This window comes from Streptococcus oralis, assembly GCF_023611505.1.
In the GTDB taxonomy this organism is placed as follows: domain Bacteria; phylum Bacillota; class Bacilli; order Lactobacillales; family Streptococcaceae; genus Streptococcus; species Streptococcus oralis_CT.
The window spans coordinates 438,755-457,805 of record NZ_CP097843.1; the positions used below are offsets into that span (position 1 = coordinate 438,755).

Below are 19,051 nucleotides of genomic sequence, written 5' to 3' on the forward strand. Positions count from 1 at the left end.
CGACCTCGCTAGAGGTCGTTTTGTTATCCTATTCATTCCTTGTACTTTCTCTCAAAGTCAGTCTGGTTCCCAGCATGGTTAAGCTAGGGATTTTGCGACCGTGGAGAACTTCCTTGTTAAGAATATCCATACCTGCTCGCCCCATTTCCTCGGTATAGACGGTGACGCTAGAAAGGGGAGGATAGACCTGCTTGGTCAGGCTAGTGTCGTTAAAAGAAATGAGGCTGACGCGGTCTGGTAGGCTGATTCCAGCTTCTTGGAGGGCACGGAGGGCGCCGATGGCTAAACTATCGCTGGCAGCGAAAAAGGCTGGAGGGAGTTTATCCCCCAACTTGTGAATGGCCTCCTTCATCAAGTCATATCCATACTGGGCAGTAAAGCTCCCTTGAAAGACCAGTTCTTCATGGTAGATTCCATTTGCTTGGGTAATGTCTTTGAAATTTTCTAGCCGCTTATCCTGGATTATTTCTTCTTGGTCGGTTGTTTCTTCAAGGCCTGTGAGAATCCCGATACGATCTAGCCCTTGGCTGAGGAAGTGATCGACAACTTGTTTCACAGCAGTGTAAAAGTCGGTGATAATACAGGTATGACCTAGTGAGAGGGTATCACTGTCTATAAAGACTAAAGGCTTTTGGTATTCTTCAAAGGCAGAAATCTGAGCCCGGCTGAACTTTCCGATACAGAGAATGCCAATCACTTCCTCGCTCAGGGTAAAAGGATGGTCATTAAAATAGCGCAAGATGTCATAGTCCAACTCTTGGGCTCTTTTTTCAATACCGAGACGAATCTGATAGTAGTAAAGGTCGTCCAACTCCCCTTGTTCGCTGACCCATTGGATAATGGCAATCTTTTGCTTGGGTTTGTGGGATTCGCCTGTCTTTAGATGCTTGGTATAGCCCAGCTCTTCAGCGACAGTTAAAATACGGTGTCTGGTTTCTTCTGTAACAGATAGACTCTGGTCGCGATTGAGGACACGGGATACGGTCGCGATAGAGACAGAGGCTAGCTGTGCGATGTCTTTTAAGGTAGCCATAAATCCTCCTCCTTTTAGGCTAGTATATCATATTTTTCTTCTTTTTACCGATTGTTTAGTAAAACTTTAGTAAAAAGGATTGACCTTGGTAAAAGTCTTGGATACAATAGAAGAAAACGATTACACGTTAAGGTGACTTAACGGACAGTCAAAGGAGAATTCATATGACACAACATCTTACTGCTGAAGCCCTTCGCAAAGACTTTCTTGCCGTTTTTGGTCAAGAAGCAGACCAAACTTTCTTTTCACCAGGTCGTATCAATCTGATTGGTGAACACACAGACTACAACGGTGGGCACGTTTTTCCGGCGGCTATTTCCTTGGGAACTTATGGGGCGGCTCGCAAGCGTGACGACCAAGTTTTGCGTTTCTACTCAGCCAACTTTGAGGACAATGGTATCATCGAAGTGCCTCTTGCTGACCTCAAATTTGAAAAAGAGCACAGCTGGACCAACTATCCAAAAGGGGTTCTTTATTTCTTGCAAGAAGCTGAACATGTGATTGACAAAGGGTTTGATTTTTATGTTTATGGGAATATCCCAAATGGTGCAGGCTTGTCTTCATCAGCATCTTTGGAACTTTTGACAGGGGTTGTGGCAGAGCATCTCTTTGGTTTAAAACTGGACCGTTTGGATTTGGTTAAAATCGGAAAACAAACAGAAAACAACTTTATCGGAGTCAACTCTGGTATCATGGACCAGTTTGCCATCGGTATGGGAGCTGACCAACGTGCTATTTACCTAGATACCAACACCTTGGAGTACGACTTGGTGCCACTTGATTTGAAGGACAATGTTGTTGTTATCATGAACACCAATAAACGTCGTGAACTAGCAGACTCTAAGTACAATGAACGCCGTGCTGAGTGTGAAAAAGCAGTGGAAGAATTGCAAGCTGCCTTAGATATTCAGACCTTGGGTGAATTGGACGAGTGGGCCTTTGACCAATACAGCTATCTGATTAAAGACGAAAATCGTTTGAAACGTGCACGCCATGCTGTGCTTGAAAACCAACGTACCCTTAAAGCTCAAGCAGCTCTTCAAGCAGGTGATTTGGAAACATTTGGTCGCTTGATGAATGCTTCTCACGTCTCTCTAGAACATGACTATGAAGTAACTGGCTTGGAATTGGATACTCTTGTTCACACAGCTTGGAATCAAGAAGGTGTTCTTGGTGCTCGTATGACAGGGGCAGGTTTTGGTGGCTGTGCCATTGCCTTGGTGCAAAAAGACGCTGTTGAGACCTTTAAGGAAGCTGTTGGCAAGCACTACGAGGAAGTCGTTGGATACGCTCCAAGCTTCTATATCGCTGAAGTTGCAGGTGGCACTCGCGTCCTTGACTAGTTAAAAGGAGGCTCTATCGTGACCTTAGTAGATAAATTTGTAACACACGTTATTGCTGAAAGTTCATTTGAGGAAATGGATCGAATCTACCTGACCAATCGTATTTTGGCACGAGTGGGCGAAGGTATTTTGGAAGTTGAGACGGATCTGGATAAAGTGATTGACCTTAAGGACCAGCTGGTCGAGGAAGCGGTTCGTTTAGAGACGATTGAAGATAGTCAGACTGCGCGTGAAATCCTAGGTGCTGAACTGATGGACTTGGTGACCCCTTGTCCAAGTCAGGTCAATCGTGACTTCTGGGCAACCTATGCTCACTCTCCTGAGCAGGCGATAGCAGATTTTTATCAACTCAGCCAGAAAAATGACTACATCAAGCTTAAGGCCATTGCTAAAAATATTGCTTATCGTGTGCCGTCTGATTACGGAGAACTTGAGATTACCATCAATCTGTCTAAACCTGAAAAGGATCCGAAAGAGATTGCGGCGGCCAAGTTGGTACAAGCTAGCAATTATCCCCAGTGTCAGCTTTGTCTAGAGAACGAAGGCTACCATGGTCGGGTTAACCATCCAGCTCGCAGCAATCACCGCATTATCCGTTTCGAAATGGCGGGTCAGGAGTGGGGCTTCCAGTATTCACCCTATGCTTATTTTAATGAGCACTGTATCTTCTTAGATGGTCAGCATCGTCCCATGGCTATCAGCCGTCAGAGCTTTGAGCGTCTGCTGGCGATCGTAGAGCAGTTTCCAGGCTATTTTGCAGGCTCTAATGCCGACTTGCCAATCGTAGGGGGCTCTATTCTCACCCATGACCACTATCAGGGAGGCCGTCACGTATTTCCTATGGAATTGGCTCCTTTGCAAAAGACTTTCCGATTTGCTGGTTTTGAGCAGGTCAAGGCTGGGATTGTCAAGTGGCCTATGTCAGTGCTACGTTTGACCTCGTATTCAAAAGAAGATTTGATCAACTTGGCTGATAAGATTTTGCAGGAATGGCGACAGTATTCAGATCCAAGTGTGCAAGTATTGGCAGAAAGTAATGGAACACCACACCATACCATTACACCGATTGCCCGTAAACGCGATGGACAGTTTGAATTGGACTTGGTCTTGCGGGACAATCAGACATCGTCAGAGCATCCTGACGGTATCTATCATCCCCACAAGGATGTCCAACATATCAAGAAGGAAAATATCGGCTTGATTGAGGTCATGGGCTTGGCAATCTTACCACCTCGTTTGAAAGCAGAAGTGGAGCAAGTCGCTAGCTACCTCGTAGAAGAAGAAGTCTCAGTTGCCGACTATCATCAGAAATGGGCAGACCAGCTCAAAGTCCAACATCCAGACCTAAAAGATAAAGAAAAAGCCCTTGAAATCGTCAAGGACTCTGTAGGCGCTATCTTTGCGCGTGTTCTGGAAGACGCAGGGGTTTACAAGCAGACGGAACAAGGACAGGCAGCCTTTATGCGCTTTGTAGAACAGGTCGGAATTTTGCCAGACTAGGAGCTTTCTCCTTGCACAGTCCTATAAAAAGTAGTATCATAGTGTCGTTTGAAATATCAGGAGGAAACGATGAAAGATTTGCATTTTGACGCTATATCTGCCTTTGAAAATTACGAAATAGAAAAAATGAGAGATGGTCATGTTGTGGTGACGACAAAAGTAGTGGACTCGTCGCTCAACTACTATGGCAATGCCCATGGTGGCTATCTCTTTACCCTTTGTGACCAGATTAGTGGTTTGGTGGTTATCTCGCTGGGGCTAGATGGAGTGACGCTCCAATCCTCTATCAACTACCTCAAGGCAGGAAAACTCGACGATGTGCTGACCATTAAAGGAGAATGTATCCATCATGGACGCACAACCTGTGTCGTGGATGTCGATATCACCAATCAAGAAGGCAGAAATGTCTGCAAAGCCACCTTTACCATGTTTGTCACAGGACAAAGGTCAGAAGAAAGACAGGTAAGGATATAAAGAAACAAAAAAGAGGCTCACACCTCTTTTTCTTATTTCTTCTTCCTGTTTAATACTGCATTGAGGACAATGGCCAGTATGCTGGCTACGACGATTCCGTTTGAGAAGAACATTTGGAAAGCTGTCGGCATGCTGACGAAGAGATTACTGTTATTTAGACCTACACCAGCAGCGATGGAAACAGCTGCGATAAGGAAGTTGTGTTCATTGTTAGCAAAGTCAACACGGGCGAGGATTTGCATCCCTTGAAGGGAAACAAAACCAAACATCACCAGCATGGCCCCTCCAAGGACAGGGCTTGGAATGATTTGGGCGAGGGCGCCAAACTTAGGAAGGAGTCCAAGGAGAACTAGGAAACCAGCTGCGTAGTAGATTGGAAGACGGGTCTTGATACCTGACAATTTGACCAAGCCAACGTTTTGTGAAAATCCTGTGTAAGGGAAGGTGTTAAAGATTCCTCCTAGAAGTACGGCCAGACCTTCTGCACGATAACCGTTGCGTAGACGCGTGCTGTCAATTGGGTCATTGGTAATATCAGACAAGGCCAGGTAAACACCAGTGGATTCAACCATAGACACCGTTGCGATGATACACATCATGACAATAGAGGAGATTTCAAAGGTTGGCACCCCAAAGTAGAGGGGAGTTGGGACATGGACAAGCGGTGCTGCTGCAACAGGGGAGAAATCAACCAAGCCCATGGTAGCAGCAATGGCAGTTCCAACAACCAGACCAATCAAAATGGAGATAGACTTGATAAATCCTTTGGCAAAGATGTTGATCAAGAGGATGATTAGAACAGTGATGGCTGCAAGCAAAAGACTTTGCCCAGTTGGTTCTGGGACGTTATTTCCCATATTTCCAATAGCGACAGGAATCAGGGTCAATCCAATCGTGGTAATGACAGAGCCTGTTACGATAGATGGGAAGAGATTGGCAACTTTTGAGAAAATGCCTGAAATCAGAACTACATAAATCCCAGAAACGATAAGGGCACCAAACATAGCTCCGCTACCGTGACTTTGTCCAATCATAATTAAAGGAGCGACGGATTGGAAGGCAACTCCGAGAACGACTGGTAGTCCAATCCCAAAGTATTTGTTGAGTTGGAGTTGAAGGAAGGTGGCCACCCCACACATGAAGATATCTGTGGAGATTAGGTAGGTCAACTGCTCAGCCGAATAGCCAAGAGCTGTCGCAATCATGATGGGAACCAGGATAGAACCTGAGTACATGGCTAGTAAGTGCTGCAAGCCAAGAACGGCTGCTTGCGAGTGTTTTTCTTGTTTTTGCATTAGAGATCTGCCTCCTTAAATACGACCTGACCATTTTCAAAACGATCCAAACGGGCCAGTGATAGGACGGGATATCCTGCTTTTTCAAGCAAATCACGACCATCTTGGAAAGATTTTTCAATCACAATACCAATCGCTTCAACTTTTGCTCCGGCTTGTTCGATGATTTGGATCAAGCCTTTGGCAGCTTGTCCATTTGCTAGGAAATCATCGATAATCAAGACCTTGTCCTCTGGTGAGAGGAATTTTCCAGCGATGGAAACGGTGCTTGTCACCTGCTTGGTAAAGGAGTAGACTTGGGCGGTTAAGATGCCTTCGTTCATGGTGATGTTTTTAGCTTTCTTGGCGAAAATCATAGGGACATCTAAGGCTTCGGCAGTAAAAACGGCTGGTGCAATGCCTGACGCTTCAATGGTCACGACCTTGGTAATGCCAGCAGAAGCGAATTTTTCCGCAAAAATCTTACCAATCTCTCGCATCAAGCTATAGTCAACTTGGTGAGTTAAAAAGGAATCCACCTTGAGGATGTTGTCACCCAAGATATGCCCATCCTCAAGGATGCGCTCTTCTAATAATTTCATAAGACCTCCTAAAGTCTAAAAGATGCTTCATTTGCTTGTTTAGGGATTCTGGCAGGAAATAGAAAAAGGGCCTACTTAACAGATAAGCAAGCCCTCCAAACAGGCATGGCCAACACCATACCTTCAGCTGACATACTCATTGTTAGGTGTTCCGGCACCTTGTAGAAACGTCGTGCCAATTCACGACATAAACAAGTAAAATGATATTCAATTTTAAATAGGCTGACGCCAATGTTTTTATTTTACACTAATTAACTTTATAAATCAAATATTTTGTTAATGTTTAGATATAAAAAACGAACAAATTGAAGAAAAAAGAGCAAAAGCTTAATTGTAAGCTAACATTTATACCCAATGAAAATCAAAGAGCAAACTAGGAAGCTAACCGCAGGTTGCTCAAAACACTGTTTTGAGGTTGCAGATGGAAGCTGACGTGATTTGAAGAGATTTTCGAAGAGTATTAGAAGAATTTTCCATTATAAAAGGCACATTATCAGGATTTTTCAAGACCTAACAATATGCCTTTTTCTGATTTGAAAGATTTTTCCAGTCTCTATTTTTTTACTCGCTGAATCTTATAAAATAGCCATCTGGATCCAAAACGGCAAATTCATGAGGATAGATATAGTGATCCCCAACACGAAATTCTCTTTTGGTCAGCGGACGATGGATAGGATAGTCAGCTTCCAGCAGTTTTTGGTGGAGCTGAGGGACATCTTCAATGCCAAAGGAAATATTGACACCGCGCCCGAAAGGATAGGTTAGTTGGGCTAATTCTTCTGTGCTGCCTTCTTCTAGCATAAGTTGGCAGTCTTCAAGCGAGAGGAAGAGAAATTTCTCCTCTGGACGCTCGTATTCGACAGAAAATCCCAGCAAGTCGCAGTAGAAGTGGCGTGACTTTTCGAGGTCAGATACTACAAATTCAGGAATGACAGCTTGATAGTCCATTAGCTTTCTCCTTAGAGTTCAATCTCCATGACAATGGGCGTATGGTCTTGACGCGCACCTGAGTCAATCATGTCAGACTTGGTCACCTTGTCAGCCACGCGGTTGCTAGTGAGCCAGTAGTCGATTCTCCAGCCTGTATTGTTGATTTTAGAAGTCTTGCTGCGTTGCGCCCACCAAGTATAACGCTCTGAGACATCACCGTGAATATGGCGGAAGGTATCGGTAAATCCAGTTGCCAAGAGGTTGGTAAATCCAGCGCGTTCCTCGTCGGTAAATCCAGGTGAACGGCGATTGCTGGCAGGATTTGCAAGGTCGATTTCCTTGTGAGCTACGTTGTAGTCTCCAGTCGCAAGGACTGGTTTTTCTTTGTCAAGTTGAGCCAAATACTCAGCATATTTGACATCCCAGATTTGGCGTTCTTCCAAGCGTTTGAGACCGTCTCCAGCGTTTGGTGTGTATACTTGGCTCACGAAAAATGCATCAAATTCCAAGGTGATGATGCGGCCTTCCAAATCCATGGTAGAAGGAGCACCGATTTCTGGGAAGCTAATCGTTGGTGTGAGTTCTTTCTTATAAAGGAACATGGTTCCAGCGTAGCCTTTGCGAGCAGGTTCTTGAGAGGAACGCCAAGTGTTTTCATAACCTGGGAAGAGTTCTTCTAAAATTTCCAAGTGTTTTTTTGTAGGCCCTTTTGAAGAAAGCTTGGTTTCTTGGATAGCGATGATATCAGCATTTTCAGCGACCAAGGTTTGTAGGACTTCTTGGGACAATTTTGCACGAGCTGAGTCACTCGTTAGGGCTGCATTGAGGGAATCAATATTCCATGAGATGAGTTTCATAAAGTTACCTTTTTCATTCAGATTATAGACTATATTATATCAAAAAAAGGCGTATTTCCCCAACGTATGGTTTGAAAAATCACCCTCTTTCATTTATAATTAAGAATGATTTTATGAAAGGGAGTGAAAATACATGAAATTCTATTCTTATGACTATGTCCTCAGCCAAATTGGTCAGCAAAATGGTATCATGATTGGTTTAGGGATTGTCCTATTAGCTGTGACAGGATTTTTAGCTTTCAAGGCTTATCATGATAAAAAGGGGACCAAATTTCGTGAGTTGGTCATGATTTCAGCTTTGACCTTATTAGCTCTCCTTTTGGTCAGCATCACGACTTATCAAAACAATCAAGTTTCTAACAATAAATTTCAAGCTTCACTTCATTTCATCGAGCTTGTTTCCAAAGAATTGGGAGTAGACAAGTCAGAAGTCTATGTCAATACTTCTGCCGACACTGATGGCGCACTTATCAAGGTCGGAGATCGCTATTACCGTGCCTTGAACGGAAGTGAGCCAGACAAGTACCTGCTAGAGAAAGTCGAATTGTATAAAACAGATGCAATTGAACTGGTGGAGGTGAACAAATGACACTCAATTATATCGAAATTTTAATCAAACTAGCCTTGGGTCTCTTTTCTCTGGTTTTTGTAATCAATGTGACAGGAAAGGGTAACCTAGCGCCTAACTCAGCAATAGACCAAATTCAGAACTATGTACTTGGGGGGATCATCGGTGGGGTGATTTACAATAGCGCCATCAGTATCCTTCAGTATGCAGTTATCCTGATTATGTGGACCATTTTGGTCTTGACTCTCAAATGGCTCAACAACAATGTTCACTTTGTGAAACGTTTGATTGATGGGAAGCCAACCCTGCTCATCAAAAATGGGAAGATTGATCCAGAAGCCTGCCGTTCGGTTGGTTTATCTGCAGCGGACGTAGCTCTTAAGCTCCGTAGTCAGGGAATTTTCCAAATGAAACAAGTCAAACGCGCTATGCAGGAGCAGAACGGTCAACTCATCGTAGTCCAAATGGGAGATGAGAATCCCAAGTATCCTGTTGTCACAGACGGTGTTATCCAAGTCGAAATTTTGGAGACCATTGGTCGGAGCGAAGAATGGCTGCTTGATAACCTCAGCAAACAAGGGTATGACAATGTGGCCAATATCTTTATCGCTGAGTATGACAAGGGTGTCGTCTCAGTCGTAACTTATGAATAAGAAAAACCTGGGGTCTTGTACTCTTCAAAAATCAAATTCAAACTGCGTCAACGTCGCCTTGCCGTATGTAGGTTACTGACTTCGTCAGTTCTATCTACAACCTCAAAGCAGTGCTTTGAGCAGCCTGCGGCTAGTTTCCTAGTTTGCTCTTTGATTTTCATTGAGTCTTGGCCTCAGGTTTCCATTTGCAATCAGAAAGGGATTTTATGTCCATTATTCAAAAACTCTGGTGGTTTTTCAAGTTAGAAAAACGCCGTTATCTAGTCGGGATTGTGGCCTTGGTCTTGGTCTCTGTCCTCAACCTTATTCCCCCCATGGTCATGGGACGGGTCATTGATGCCATTACGTCGGGACAATTAACCCATCAGGACCTCCTTCTTAATCTATTTTATCTACTGCTGGCAGCCTTTGGGATGTACTATCTGCGCTATGTTTGGCGTATGTATATCCTTGGGACTTCCTATCGTCTGGGGCAGATTATGCGGTCTCGCTTGTTTGAGCATTTTACTAAGATGTCGCCAGCCTTTTATCAAACCTATCGGACGGGGGACTTGATGGCACACGCCACCAATGATATCAATGCCCTAACGCGTCTGGCAGGTGGAGGAGTCATGTCAGCAGTGGATGCTTCCATCACGGCTCTGGTGACTTTGCTGACCATGCTTTTTAGCATTTCATGGCAGATGACCTTGGTTGCTATTCTTCCCCTGCCTTTCATGGCTTATGCGACTAGTCGTCTAGGGAGAAAGACACACAAGGCTTTTGGCGAATCACAGGCTGCCTTTTCCGAACTCAATAACAAGGTGCAGGAGTCTGTATCGGGTATTAAAGTGACCAAGTCTTTCGGTTATCAGGCGGATGAGTTGAAGTCCTTTCAGGCAGTTAATGAATTGACCTTTCAAAAGAACCTCCAAACCATGAAATACGACAGTCTCTTTGACCCCATGGTTCTCTTGTTTGTTGGTTCATCCTATGTTTTAACCCTCTTGGTCGGTTCCTTAATGGTGCAGGAGGGGCAGATTACAGTTGGGAATCTGGTCACCTTTATCAGCTACTTGGATATGCTAGTTTGGCCTCTTATGGCCATTGGCTTCCTCTTTAATATCACTCAGCGAGGCAAGGTTTCTTACCAACGGATTGAGGATCTTTTGTCTCAGGAATCACCTGTAAAAGATCCTGAATGTCCTCTGGACGGTATTGAAAATGGACGTTTGGAGTACGCCATTGACAGCTTTGCCTTTGAAAATGAGGAAACACTGACGGATATTCACTTTGGTCTGGAAAAAGGGCAAACTCTTGGTTTGGTCGGGCAGACAGGCTCTGGGAAAACGTCCTTGATTAAGCTCCTCTTGCGTGAATACGATGTGGATAAGGGTGCCATTTACCTAAACGATCACGATATTCGAGACTATCGTCTGACAGATCTTCGCAGTCTCATGGGCTATGTTCCTCAGGACCAGTTCCTCTTTGCGACCTCTATCTTAGACAATATCCGCTTCGGCAATCCGAACTTGCCCCTTTCAGCAGTTGAGGAAGCGACCAAGCTAGCACAAGTTTACCAAGATATTGTAGACATGCCTCAGGGATTTGATACAGTTATCGGTGAAAAAGGAGTCAGTCTTTCAGGTGGTCAAAAGCAACGTCTGGCCATGAGTCGGGCTATGATTTTAGATCCTGATATCTTAATTCTAGATGATTCCTTGTCCGCCGTGGATGCCAAGACAGAGTATGCGATCATCGACAATCTCAAGGAGACGCGGAAGGATAAGACAACCATTATTACAGCACATCGTCTCAGTGCGGTTGTCCATGCAGATTTGATTTTAGTTCTGCAAAATGGACAGATTATCGAACGAGGTACGCACGAAGACCTGCTAGCTCTAGATGGCTGGTATGCCCAAACCTACCAGTCTCAGCAGTTGGAAATGAAAGGAGAAGAAGATGCAGAATAAGCAAGAACAATGGGCTGTATTGAAGCGCTTGATGTCTTATCTCAAGCCCTATGGACTCCTGACCTTTTTGGAACTCAGTTTTCTCCTTGCGACGACGGTCATTAAAAGTGTCATTCCCCTTGTAGCTTCCCACTTTATCGACCAGTACCTCAGCAATCTCAATCAGTTTGCTATTACAGTTTTATTAGCCTACTATGGCCTCTATATCCTGCAAACTCTGGTCCAGTATGTTGGCAATCTTCTCTTTGCGAGGGTGTCCTACACTATTGTCAGAGATATTCGTCGAGATGCCTTTGCCAATATGGAGAAACTGGGCATGTCTTATTTTGACAAGACGCCAGCAGGTTCCATCGTCTCTCGTTTGACCAATGATACCGAGACTATCAGTGATATGTTTTCAGGGATTTTATCCAGCTTTATCTCAGCAGTTTTTATCTTTCTGACAACTCTGTATACCATGTTGGTGCTGGATTTTCGTTTGACAGCTTTAGTTTTGCTATTTCTACCCTTGATTTTCCTTTTGGTCAATCTCTATCGGAAAAAGTCAGTGAAAGTCATCGAAAAAACCAGAAGTCTTTTGTCGGATATCAATAGTAAGCTGGCAGAGAATATCGAGGGAATCAGGATTATCCAGGCCTTTAATCAAGAGAAGCGCCTGCAGGCAGAATTTGATGAAATCAACCAAGAACACTTGGTCTATGCCAACCGTTCTGTAGCCTTGGATGCCCTCTTTTTGAGACCTGCCATGAGTTTGCTGAAACTTCTAGGCTACGCCGTTTTGATGGCTTACTTTGGTTACCGTGGTCTGTCTATCGGGATAACAGCTGGAACCATGTATGCCTTCATCCAGTACATCAACCGCCTTTTTGATCCCCTGATTGAGGTGACGCAAAACTTTTCAACCCTTCAAACGTCTATGGTATCTGCAGGCCGTGTCTTTGCCTTGATTGACGAAACGACCTATGAGCCTCTTCAAAAAGATGGGCAAGCTAAAGTCAAAGAAGGCAATATCCGTTTTGAACATGTGTGTTTCTCATATGATGGCAAACACCAGATCCTAGATGATATTTCTTTCTCTGTTAACAAGGGAGAAACCATTGCCTTTGTAGGACATACAGGTTCTGGGAAATCTTCGATTATCAATGTCCTCATGTGTTTTTATGAATTTCAGTCAGGCCGCGTTCTCTTGGATGGTGTGGATATCCGAAACTACAGTCAGGAAGAGCTGAGAAAGAACATCGGTCTGGTCTTACAGGATCCCTTCCTCTATCACGGGACTATCAAGTCCAATATTGCCATGTATCAAGAACTTAGTGATGAAGAGATTCAGGCTGCAGCTGCCTTTGTCGATGCAGATTCCTTTATTCAGGACCTTCCGCTGGGTTATGATGCCCCTGTTTCCGAGCGTGGTTCGAGCTTTTCTACTGGTCAGCGCCAGCTTCTTGCCTTTGCCAGAACAGTCGCCAGTCAGCCTAAAATCTTGATTTTGGATGAAGCGACAGCCAATATTGACTCGGAGACAGAAAGTTTGGTTCAGGATTCTCTGGCTAAAATGAGAAAAGGACGGACGACCATTGCCATCGCCCACCGCCTTTCGACCATCCAGGACGCCAACTGCATTTATGTTTTGGACAAGGGACGCATCATTGAGAGTGGAACCCATGAGGAACTCTTGGCCTTGGGAGGAACCTATCACAAGATGTATAGTTTGCAGGCAGGGGCTCTTACCTAAAGAAGAATTCCTCTAAATTACAGATTTCTTGCACCGCCTTTTCCATTTTGTGGTATAATGAAAAATGTTGACAAATAGTATAATAAAAACAAAGGAGAAACAGCATGCTGAAATGGGAAGACTTGCCCGTGGAAATGCAATCAAGCGAGGTTGAGTCTTACTACCAGCTTGTCTCTAAAAGGAAAGGTTCGCTGATCTTCAAGCGTTGTCTGGACTGGGTTCTGGCCTTGGTTTTACTGATTTTGACTTCTCCCATCTTTCTTATCTTGAGCATTTGGATCAAGTTGGATAGCAAGGGACCTGTCATTTACAAGCAAGAGCGCGTGACCCAGTACAACCGTTCGTTCAAGATTTGGAAGTTCCGTACTATGGTAACGGATGCGGATAAAAAAGGAAGTCTAGTGACTTCTGCTAACGATAGCCGTATTACCAAAGTGGGAAATTTCATTCGCCGTGTGCGCTTGGACGAACTACCTCAGCTAGTCAATGTCCTTAAAGGCGAGATGTCCTTTGTTGGAACAAGACCTGAGGTGCCACGTTACACCGAGCAGTATAGTCCTGAAATGATGGCGACCTTGCTCTTGCCAGCAGGAATCACCTCTCCAGCCAGCATCAACTACAAGGATGAGGACACCATCATCAGTCAAATGACGGAGAAAGGTCTGTCAGTTGACCAGGCCTATGTCGAACATGTCCTCCCTGAAAAGATGCGCTATAATCTCGCCTATCTCCGAGAATTTAGTTTCCTTGGAGACATCAAAATCATGTTTCAAACCGTGTTTGAGGTACTAAAATAAAGTAGTCATGAGAAAATGAGTACAGATAAAAGGAGCAAATCAATGCCAAATTACAATATTCCATTTTCACCACCTGATATTACCGAAGCTGAAATTGCTGAAGTAGCGGATACCCTACGTTCTGGTTGGATCACAACAGGTCCTAAGACAAAAGAACTGGAGCGTCGCTTGTCCCAATACACACAGACACTTAAGACTGTCTGCCTCAACTCTGCGACAGCCGCTCTTGAGTTGATTTTACGTGTTTTGGAAGTGGGACCTGGAGATGAAGTCATTGTTCCAGCCATGACCTATACAGCTTCATGTAGTGTCATCACACACGTAGGAGCGACACCTGTCATGGTGGATATTCAAGCAGATACGTTTGAGATGGACTATGACTTGCTTGAGCAAGCCATCACTGAAAAGACTAAGGTGATCATTCCAGTAGACCTTGCAGGGATTGTTTGCAACTATGATCGTTTGTTCCAAATTGTGGAGAAGAAACGCGATCTCTTTACTGCTTCAAGTAAATGGCAAAAGGTCTTTAACCGTATTGTGCTTGTCTCTGATAGTGCCCATGCTTTGGGATCTACTTACAAAGGACACCCTGCTGGCTCTATCGCTGACTTTACTTCCTTCTCATTCCATGCCGTTAAAAACTTTACAACGGCTGAGGGAGGAAGTGCGACTTGGAAGGCCAATCCGGCGATTGACGACGAAGAAATGTACAAGGAATTTCAAATCCTTTCCCTTCATGGTCAAACTAAGGATGCTCTTGCTAAGATGCAATTGGGTTCATGGGAGTACGATATCGTAACACCTGCCTACAAGTGCAATATGACGGATATCATGGCTTCGATTGGTTTGGTACAATTGGATCGTTACCCTGGTTTGTTGCAACGTCGTAAGGACATCGTGGACCGCTATAATCGTGGTTTCGCGGGTACTCGTATTCACCCATTGGCACACAAGACTGATACTGTCGAATCTTGTCGTCACCTCTACATCACCCATGTAGAAGGAGCAAGCTTAGAAGAACGCAACCTCATCATCCAAGAATTGGCTAAAGCAGGAATTGCAAGTAACGTACATTACAAACCACTTCCTCTCTTGACAGCCTATAAGAATCTTGGCTTTGATATGGCAGATTATCCAAGAGCCTATGCCTTCTTTGAAAATGAAATTACACTTCCTCTTCATACAAAATTAAGCAATGAAGAAGTTGATTACATCGTTAAGACTTTAGTGAGAATTTCCGAAGAAATCCTCGGTTCAGGAAAAAAATCATAAAAAATCTTGACAAAGATAGAACAATAACATATAATATTCTCAATAAATCAGAAAAGTAGTTATTTTTGATCTTCAGGGAGCCTGTGGTGATTGTGAACAGGTGGTTGGAAGTAGTGAAAGTGGGCTGATTTTAAAAATGAATTTGAAACAATGAAAATTCGGTGCGCACACCTTACAGTGCAACTTGTTGTTAGACAAGGCAGAGATATAAAGGGGGATAGTCCTTTTATAATTGAGGTGGCACCGCGTTACCAACGCCCTCACACGGAAGTAGATTCTGTGTGTGGGCTTTTTTCTTTCGGTCATTTTGTTTATCTTTTATTAGGGCCTTAAGTCGCTTTGATGAACTTGAGTTCTATCTGCAGCTCCTTGCCTACTACTAAAAGCAAACAAAAAGCTGAATTCATACAGAAAGAAGGAAATTTTTATGACAACTAAAGGTTATTTTGGACAATTTGGTGGTAGTTTTGTACCGGAGCCGATTCAGGCTTTGTTGGATGAGTTAGAAGTGACATTTGATAAATACAAGGATGATCCAGAATTTTTGGCAGAATTTCGCCATTACTTGAAGGATTATTCTGGTCGCGAAACACCGCTTTATTTTGCGGAAAGTTTAACAGACCACCTAGGTGGAGCTAAGATTTATCTCAAGCGCGAAGACCTTAATCACCTTGGTTCTCACAAGCTTAACAATGTTTTAGGACAAATTCTTCTTGCCAAACGTATGGGCAAAAAACGAGTGATTGCAGAAACAGGAGCTGGTCAGCACGGTGTTGCGACAGCAGCTGCTGCAGCTAAGTTTGGTATGGCCTGTGATGTCTACATGGGGGCAGAAGATGTGGAGCGTCAACGACTCAATGTCTTCCGTATGGAGATGATGGGAGCGACTGTTCACGCAGTTGAAACGGGGACACGAACTCTTAAGGATGCGGTTGATGCGGCCTTTGGAGCATGGATGAATGACCTTGAAGCCTTCTACGTTTTGGGATCTGCTGTAGGGCCTCATCCTTATCCTACCATCGTTCATGAATTCCAAAAGGTCATCAGTGAAGAATCTCGCCGTCAAATCTTAGAAAAAGAAGGCCGTTTACCAGACTACGTCATTGCCTGTGTAGGTGGTGGTTCCAATGCTATTGGAGCTTTTTCACAGTATGTGGCTGATGAAGAAGTCAAATTGGTTGGGGTCGAAGCTGCCGGTCACGGACTTGACACAGACAAGCACGCAGCCACTATGACAAAAGGTAGTGTCGGAATTGTCGACGGTATGAAGACTTATGCAGTCTTTAAGGAAGATGGAGAGCTAGCGCCAGTTTACTCTATCTCAGCTGGTTTGGACTATCCAGGGGTTGGCCCAGAACACGCCTACTTTAAAGATTCAGGTCGCGTGGAATACGTAGCAGCGACAGATGAAGAAGCTGTTCAAGCCTTGCTCCTTCTCAGCAAGACTGAAGGGATTATCCCAGCGATCGAAAGTTCGCACGCGATCGCAGAAGCGGTAAAACGTGCACCGAAACTAAGTAAAGATGAGATTATCATCATCAATGTCTCTGGTCGTGGAGACAAGGACGTAGCTGCGATTGCAGACTACCTAGAAGCTAAAAAATAAGAGATGGAAAAATTACAGTCTTTTCTCTCACAGAGAGCTTGTGGTTGCTGGAAACAAGAAGAGAAAGCTGTAAGGTTGGGTCCATCTGAAACGAGAGAAGAAAACATAATTCTCAAGGGAGTGCCCTTTATCGCACAGCCTGTTACAGGAAGGTTCTGAGACAGGAATGAGAGATAGGAGAAATCCTATAATTGAGGTGGCACCGCGAATTTCGTCCTCACGCAAGTTATTTTGCGTGGGGATTTTTATATATGTATTATAGGTGTGGCTATTCAGTTTTAAATTATGCTTCATCAATAGGTAGATTTCTATAAAATATTTGCGAACGAAGTGAGCATTGAACCGCTATTTCCCGCCATAGTGGTATTCTAGAGAAGCAAAGATGCTTATCTAGAACGGAATTTTTGAGACCTAAGGCTCGAAAATTAGGGATGAAATTTCGGAGAAAGTTGCTCCCGTACGCACTATTTAAGGGAAATAGAAAAAAGACAAAAAATTAAAAATAAGAAACTGAAAGGGAAATTACAATGGAACGAATCATTTATGGAGATGTCTTATCACCAATCTTGGCTTATATGCGCTTAAAAGGGCAACACAAGGTGATCTTAGAGAGTATTCCGAAAGACAAGGAAACCGCTCGTTTTTCTATCCTAGCCTATAATCCAGTTTTTGAGATTCAGTTTGAAAATGGAGTCCTTTATCAAAATGGTCAAGTGATTGATCGGGATCCCTTGGATTTCCTTTATGAAGTGACTCATAAGAGCCAGCACCATTCAGACCTCCCTTTTGGTGGGGGAGCCATTGGCTTTGTTGGTTACGATATGATTTCTCTTTATGAAGAAATTGGTCAAATCCCTGAGGATACAATTGGGACTCCAGACATGCATTTCTTTGTCTATGAGAGTTACATGGTCTTTGACCACAAGAAGGAAAAAATCCATGTCATCGAAGATGCTCTCTATAGCGAGCGTAGTCAAGAAGATTTGCAAGAAGCCTTGAACCAAGTGCTTGAGGAATTACGCATTCCTGCTCCAAATGAATTTGAAGATTTGGATTTATCTCCGCTAGACTTCAAACCCCATATCGCTCCTCAGAAGTTTGAGCAAATGGTCGAAACAGCTCGTGACTTGATTCGTAATGGTGATATGTTCCAATGCGTGCTCAGCCAGCGTTTCTCAGCAGAAGTTACTGGAAATCCATTTGACTTCTACAGAAATCTCCGCGTGACAAACCCATCAAATTACCTCTACTTTTATGATTTTGGAGATTATCAAATCATCGGTGCAAGTCCTGAGAGCTTGGTTTCCGTCAAGAATGGCATCGTGACAACCAATCCAATTGCAGGTACACGACCTAGAGGTGCCAATGATGAAGATGATGCAGCTTTAGCAAATGACCTACTTTCTGATGAAAAGGAAACGGCAGAACACCGAATGCTAGTAGACTTGGGACGTAATGATATTGGTAGAATTGCTGAGACAGCAAGTGTCCAAGTTACAAAGTATATGGAAGTAGAACTTTTCCGATATGTCATGCATTTGACTAGCGTGGTGAAAGGGCGTTTGCTTCCAAAACTCACTGCTATGGATGCCTTGAAAGCTACACTTCCAGCTGGAACAGTTTCAGGAGCACCAAAGATTCGGGCCATGAGACGGATCTATGAACTGGAAACAGAAAAACGTGGCGTATACGCAGGAGCAATCGGCTACTTGTCTGCGACGGGTGATATGGATTTAGCCATTGCCATCCGAACTATGATTCTCAAAAATCAAACAGCCTATGTGCAGGCTGGAGCAGGGATTGTCTACGACTCTATAGCCCAAAACGAATACCAAGAAACCATTAACAAGGCTAAATCTATGACTAGAATTGGAGAACTAAGACCATGATTTTATTGATTGACAACTATGATTCCTTTACCTATAACTTGGCGCAGTACATTGGGAATTTCGCAGAAGTGCAGGTTTTGAGAAATGATGATCCCAAGCTGTATGAAGAAGCTGAAAAAGCAGATGGTCTGGTTTTTTCTCCCGGCCCTGGTTGGCCGGTTGATGCTGGAAAGATGGAAGACATGATTCGTGACTTTGCAGGTAAGAAGCCGATTCTAGGTATTTGTTTGGGCCATCAAGCTATCGCAGAAGTCTTTGGTGGGAAGCTAGGTTTGGCTCCCAAGGTCATGCATGGGAAACAAAGCCATATCAGCTTTGAAGCGCCATCTGTTCTCTATCAGGGTATTGAGGATGGTCGTCCAGTCATGCGTTATCACAGTATTTTGATTGAAGAAATGCCTGAAGACTTTGAAGTGACAGCTCGTTCGACTGATGACCAAGCTATTATGGGAATTCAACACAAAAGCCTGCCGATTTATGGCTTCCAGTACCATCCAGAAAGTATCGGAACGCCAGATGGCTTGTCTTCTATTCGGAATTTTATCGAGAATGTTGTAAAGTGAGGAAAC

Annotated in this window: 17 protein-coding genes, 1 riboswitch and 2 other annotated features; of the genes, 12 read left to right on the forward strand and 5 right to left on the reverse strand. The window is 43.9% G+C overall.

The genetic code is table 11. The features are described 5' to 3' along the window. Positions 1-28 precede the first annotated feature (28 nt). Positions 29-1,033: a DNA-binding transcriptional regulator GalR gene (gene galR / locus M9H69_RS02440; RefSeq protein WP_084873456.1), complete on the reverse strand. Its 1,005-nt coding sequence runs from the start codon at positions 1,031-1,033 to the stop codon at positions 29-31. A 164-nt stretch (positions 1,034-1,197) separates the two neighbouring features. Between galR and M9H69_RS02445 the strand changes: the two genes are divergently transcribed. The 3 genes from M9H69_RS02445 (at position 1,198) to M9H69_RS02455 (ending at position 4,350) form a co-directional block, all read left to right on the forward strand. Next, positions 1,198-2,376 (forward strand): galactokinase, encoded by a 1,179-nt coding sequence (locus M9H69_RS02445; protein ID WP_084873455.1) that lies wholly within the window; start codon positions 1,198-1,200, stop codon positions 2,374-2,376. An 18-nt stretch (positions 2,377-2,394) separates the two neighbouring features. Beyond that, a complete protein-coding gene (locus tag M9H69_RS02450) occupies positions 2,395-3,876 on the forward strand; it encodes a UDP-glucose--hexose-1-phosphate uridylyltransferase (protein ID WP_084873453.1) in 1,482 nt (493 codons plus the stop codon). 69 nt (positions 3,877-3,945) lie between these two features. After that, positions 3,946-4,350 carry a PaaI family thioesterase gene (locus M9H69_RS02455; RefSeq protein WP_084873451.1) on the forward strand — a complete coding sequence of 135 codons (405 nt, stop codon included), beginning with the start codon at positions 3,946-3,948 and terminating at the stop codon, positions 4,348-4,350. A gap of 32 nt (positions 4,351-4,382) precedes the next feature. Here M9H69_RS02455 and M9H69_RS02460 read toward each other — a convergent pair whose 3' ends face one another. From M9H69_RS02460 to M9H69_RS02475, 4 genes are all read right to left on the reverse strand, one after another. After that, complete coding sequence (locus M9H69_RS02460; RefSeq protein ID WP_033584292.1) at positions 4,383-5,645, reverse strand: nucleobase:cation symporter-2 family protein; 1,263 nt, start codon at positions 5,643-5,645, stop codon at positions 4,383-4,385. Beyond that, a complete protein-coding gene (locus M9H69_RS02465) occupies positions 5,645-6,226 on the reverse strand; it encodes a xanthine phosphoribosyltransferase (protein WP_061588686.1) in 582 nt (193 codons plus the stop codon). Before M9H69_RS02465 ends, M9H69_RS02460 begins: the two co-directional genes overlap by 1 nt. A gap of 119 nt (positions 6,227-6,345) precedes the next feature. Then, positions 6,346-6,441: riboswitch (purine riboswitch) on the reverse strand. A 346-nt stretch (positions 6,442-6,787) separates the two neighbouring features. Then, positions 6,788-7,174 (reverse strand): bleomycin resistance protein, encoded by a 387-nt coding sequence (locus M9H69_RS02470; protein ID WP_061588685.1) that lies wholly within the window; start codon positions 7,172-7,174, stop codon positions 6,788-6,790. An 11-nt stretch (positions 7,175-7,185) separates the two neighbouring features. Then, entirely contained in the window at positions 7,186-8,013 is an 828-nt protein-coding gene (locus tag M9H69_RS02475) for an exodeoxyribonuclease III (RefSeq protein ID WP_084873450.1), read from the reverse strand. A gap of 133 nt (positions 8,014-8,146) precedes the next feature. On the opposite strand from M9H69_RS02475, the gene M9H69_RS02480 reads away from it, so the two are divergent. The 9 genes from M9H69_RS02480 to M9H69_RS02520 all read left to right on the forward strand — a co-directional run bounded on the left by M9H69_RS02480 (position 8,147) and on the right by M9H69_RS02520 (position 19,045). Continuing rightward, on the forward strand, positions 8,147-8,602 hold the full coding sequence (locus M9H69_RS02480; protein ID WP_000675323.1) for a DUF3290 family protein: 456 nt from the start codon (positions 8,147-8,149) through the stop codon (positions 8,600-8,602). Then, entirely contained in the window at positions 8,599-9,234 is a 636-nt protein-coding gene (locus M9H69_RS02485) for a DUF421 domain-containing protein (protein WP_000174434.1), read from the forward strand. Before M9H69_RS02480 ends, M9H69_RS02485 begins: the two co-directional genes overlap by 4 nt. 206 nt (positions 9,235-9,440) lie before the next feature. Further along, positions 9,441-11,186: an ABC transporter ATP-binding protein gene (locus tag M9H69_RS02490; protein ID WP_084873448.1), complete on the forward strand. Its 1,746-nt coding sequence runs from the start codon at positions 9,441-9,443 to the stop codon at positions 11,184-11,186. Next, positions 11,176-12,918, forward strand: coding sequence for an ABC transporter ATP-binding protein (locus M9H69_RS02495; RefSeq protein WP_250315809.1), 1,743 nt, complete (start codon positions 11,176-11,178; stop codon positions 12,916-12,918). Before M9H69_RS02490 ends, M9H69_RS02495 begins: the two co-directional genes overlap by 11 nt. Positions 12,919-13,022: 104 nt before the next feature. Next, entirely contained in the window at positions 13,023-13,715 is a 693-nt protein-coding gene (locus M9H69_RS02500; protein WP_000922228.1) for a sugar transferase, read from the forward strand. A 42-nt stretch (positions 13,716-13,757) separates the two neighbouring features. Next, positions 13,758-14,987, forward strand: coding sequence for a DegT/DnrJ/EryC1/StrS family aminotransferase (locus M9H69_RS02505; RefSeq protein ID WP_212576532.1), 1,230 nt, complete (start codon positions 13,758-13,760; stop codon positions 14,985-14,987). Between the two features lie 33 nt (positions 14,988-15,020). Further along, positions 15,021-15,252, forward strand: a binding site (T-box leader). 162 nt (positions 15,253-15,414) lie between these two features. Further along, complete coding sequence (trpB, locus tag M9H69_RS02510) at positions 15,415-16,593, forward strand: tryptophan synthase subunit beta (RefSeq protein WP_045592556.1); 1,179 nt, start codon at positions 15,415-15,417, stop codon at positions 16,591-16,593. Further along, positions 16,590-16,815: a binding site (T-box leader), on the forward strand. It overlaps the preceding gene by 4 nt. 305 nt (positions 16,816-17,120) lie before the next feature. Then, positions 17,121-18,482 (forward strand): anthranilate synthase component I, encoded by a 1,362-nt coding sequence (gene trpE, locus M9H69_RS02515; protein ID WP_250315810.1) that lies wholly within the window; start codon positions 17,121-17,123, stop codon positions 18,480-18,482. Further along, positions 18,479-19,045, forward strand: a complete 567-nt coding sequence (locus M9H69_RS02520; RefSeq protein WP_250315811.1) for an aminodeoxychorismate/anthranilate synthase component II — start codon at positions 18,479-18,481, stop codon at positions 19,043-19,045. Before trpE ends, M9H69_RS02520 begins: the two co-directional genes overlap by 4 nt. Positions 19,046-19,051 lie beyond the last annotated feature (6 nt).

Coding starts and splice junctions, on each gene's coding strand:
- galR (WP_084873456.1), bottom strand. CDS start 1,033: ATGGCTACCTTAAAAGACATCGCACAGCTAGCCTCTGTCTCTATCGCG.
- M9H69_RS02445 (WP_084873455.1), top strand. CDS start 1,198: ATGACACAACATCTTACTGCTGAAGCCCTTCGCAAAGACTTTCTTGCC.
- M9H69_RS02455 (WP_084873451.1), top strand. CDS start 3,946: ATGAAAGATTTGCATTTTGACGCTATATCTGCCTTTGAAAATTACGAA.
- M9H69_RS02460 (WP_033584292.1), bottom strand. CDS start 5,645: ATGCAAAAACAAGAAAAACACTCGCAAGCAGCCGTTCTTGGCTTGCAG.
- M9H69_RS02465 (WP_061588686.1), bottom strand. CDS start 6,226: ATGAAATTATTAGAAGAGCGCATCCTTGAGGATGGGCATATCTTGGGT.
- M9H69_RS02470 (WP_061588685.1), bottom strand. CDS start 7,174: ATGGACTATCAAGCTGTCATTCCTGAATTTGTAGTATCTGACCTCGAA.
- M9H69_RS02475 (WP_084873450.1), bottom strand. CDS start 8,013: ATGAAACTCATCTCATGGAATATTGATTCCCTCAATGCAGCCCTAACG.
- M9H69_RS02480 (WP_000675323.1), top strand. CDS start 8,147: ATGAAATTCTATTCTTATGACTATGTCCTCAGCCAAATTGGTCAGCAA.
- M9H69_RS02485 (WP_000174434.1), top strand. CDS start 8,599: ATGACACTCAATTATATCGAAATTTTAATCAAACTAGCCTTGGGTCTC.
- M9H69_RS02490 (WP_084873448.1), top strand. CDS start 9,441: ATGTCCATTATTCAAAAACTCTGGTGGTTTTTCAAGTTAGAAAAACGC.
- M9H69_RS02495 (WP_250315809.1), top strand. CDS start 11,176: ATGCAGAATAAGCAAGAACAATGGGCTGTATTGAAGCGCTTGATGTCT.
- M9H69_RS02500 (WP_000922228.1), top strand. CDS start 13,023: ATGCTGAAATGGGAAGACTTGCCCGTGGAAATGCAATCAAGCGAGGTT.
- M9H69_RS02505 (WP_212576532.1), top strand. CDS start 13,758: ATGCCAAATTACAATATTCCATTTTCACCACCTGATATTACCGAAGCT.
- trpB (WP_045592556.1), top strand. CDS start 15,415: ATGACAACTAAAGGTTATTTTGGACAATTTGGTGGTAGTTTTGTACCG.
- trpE (WP_250315810.1), top strand. CDS start 17,121: ATGGAACGAATCATTTATGGAGATGTCTTATCACCAATCTTGGCTTAT.
- M9H69_RS02520 (WP_250315811.1), top strand. CDS start 18,479: ATGATTTTATTGATTGACAACTATGATTCCTTTACCTATAACTTGGCG.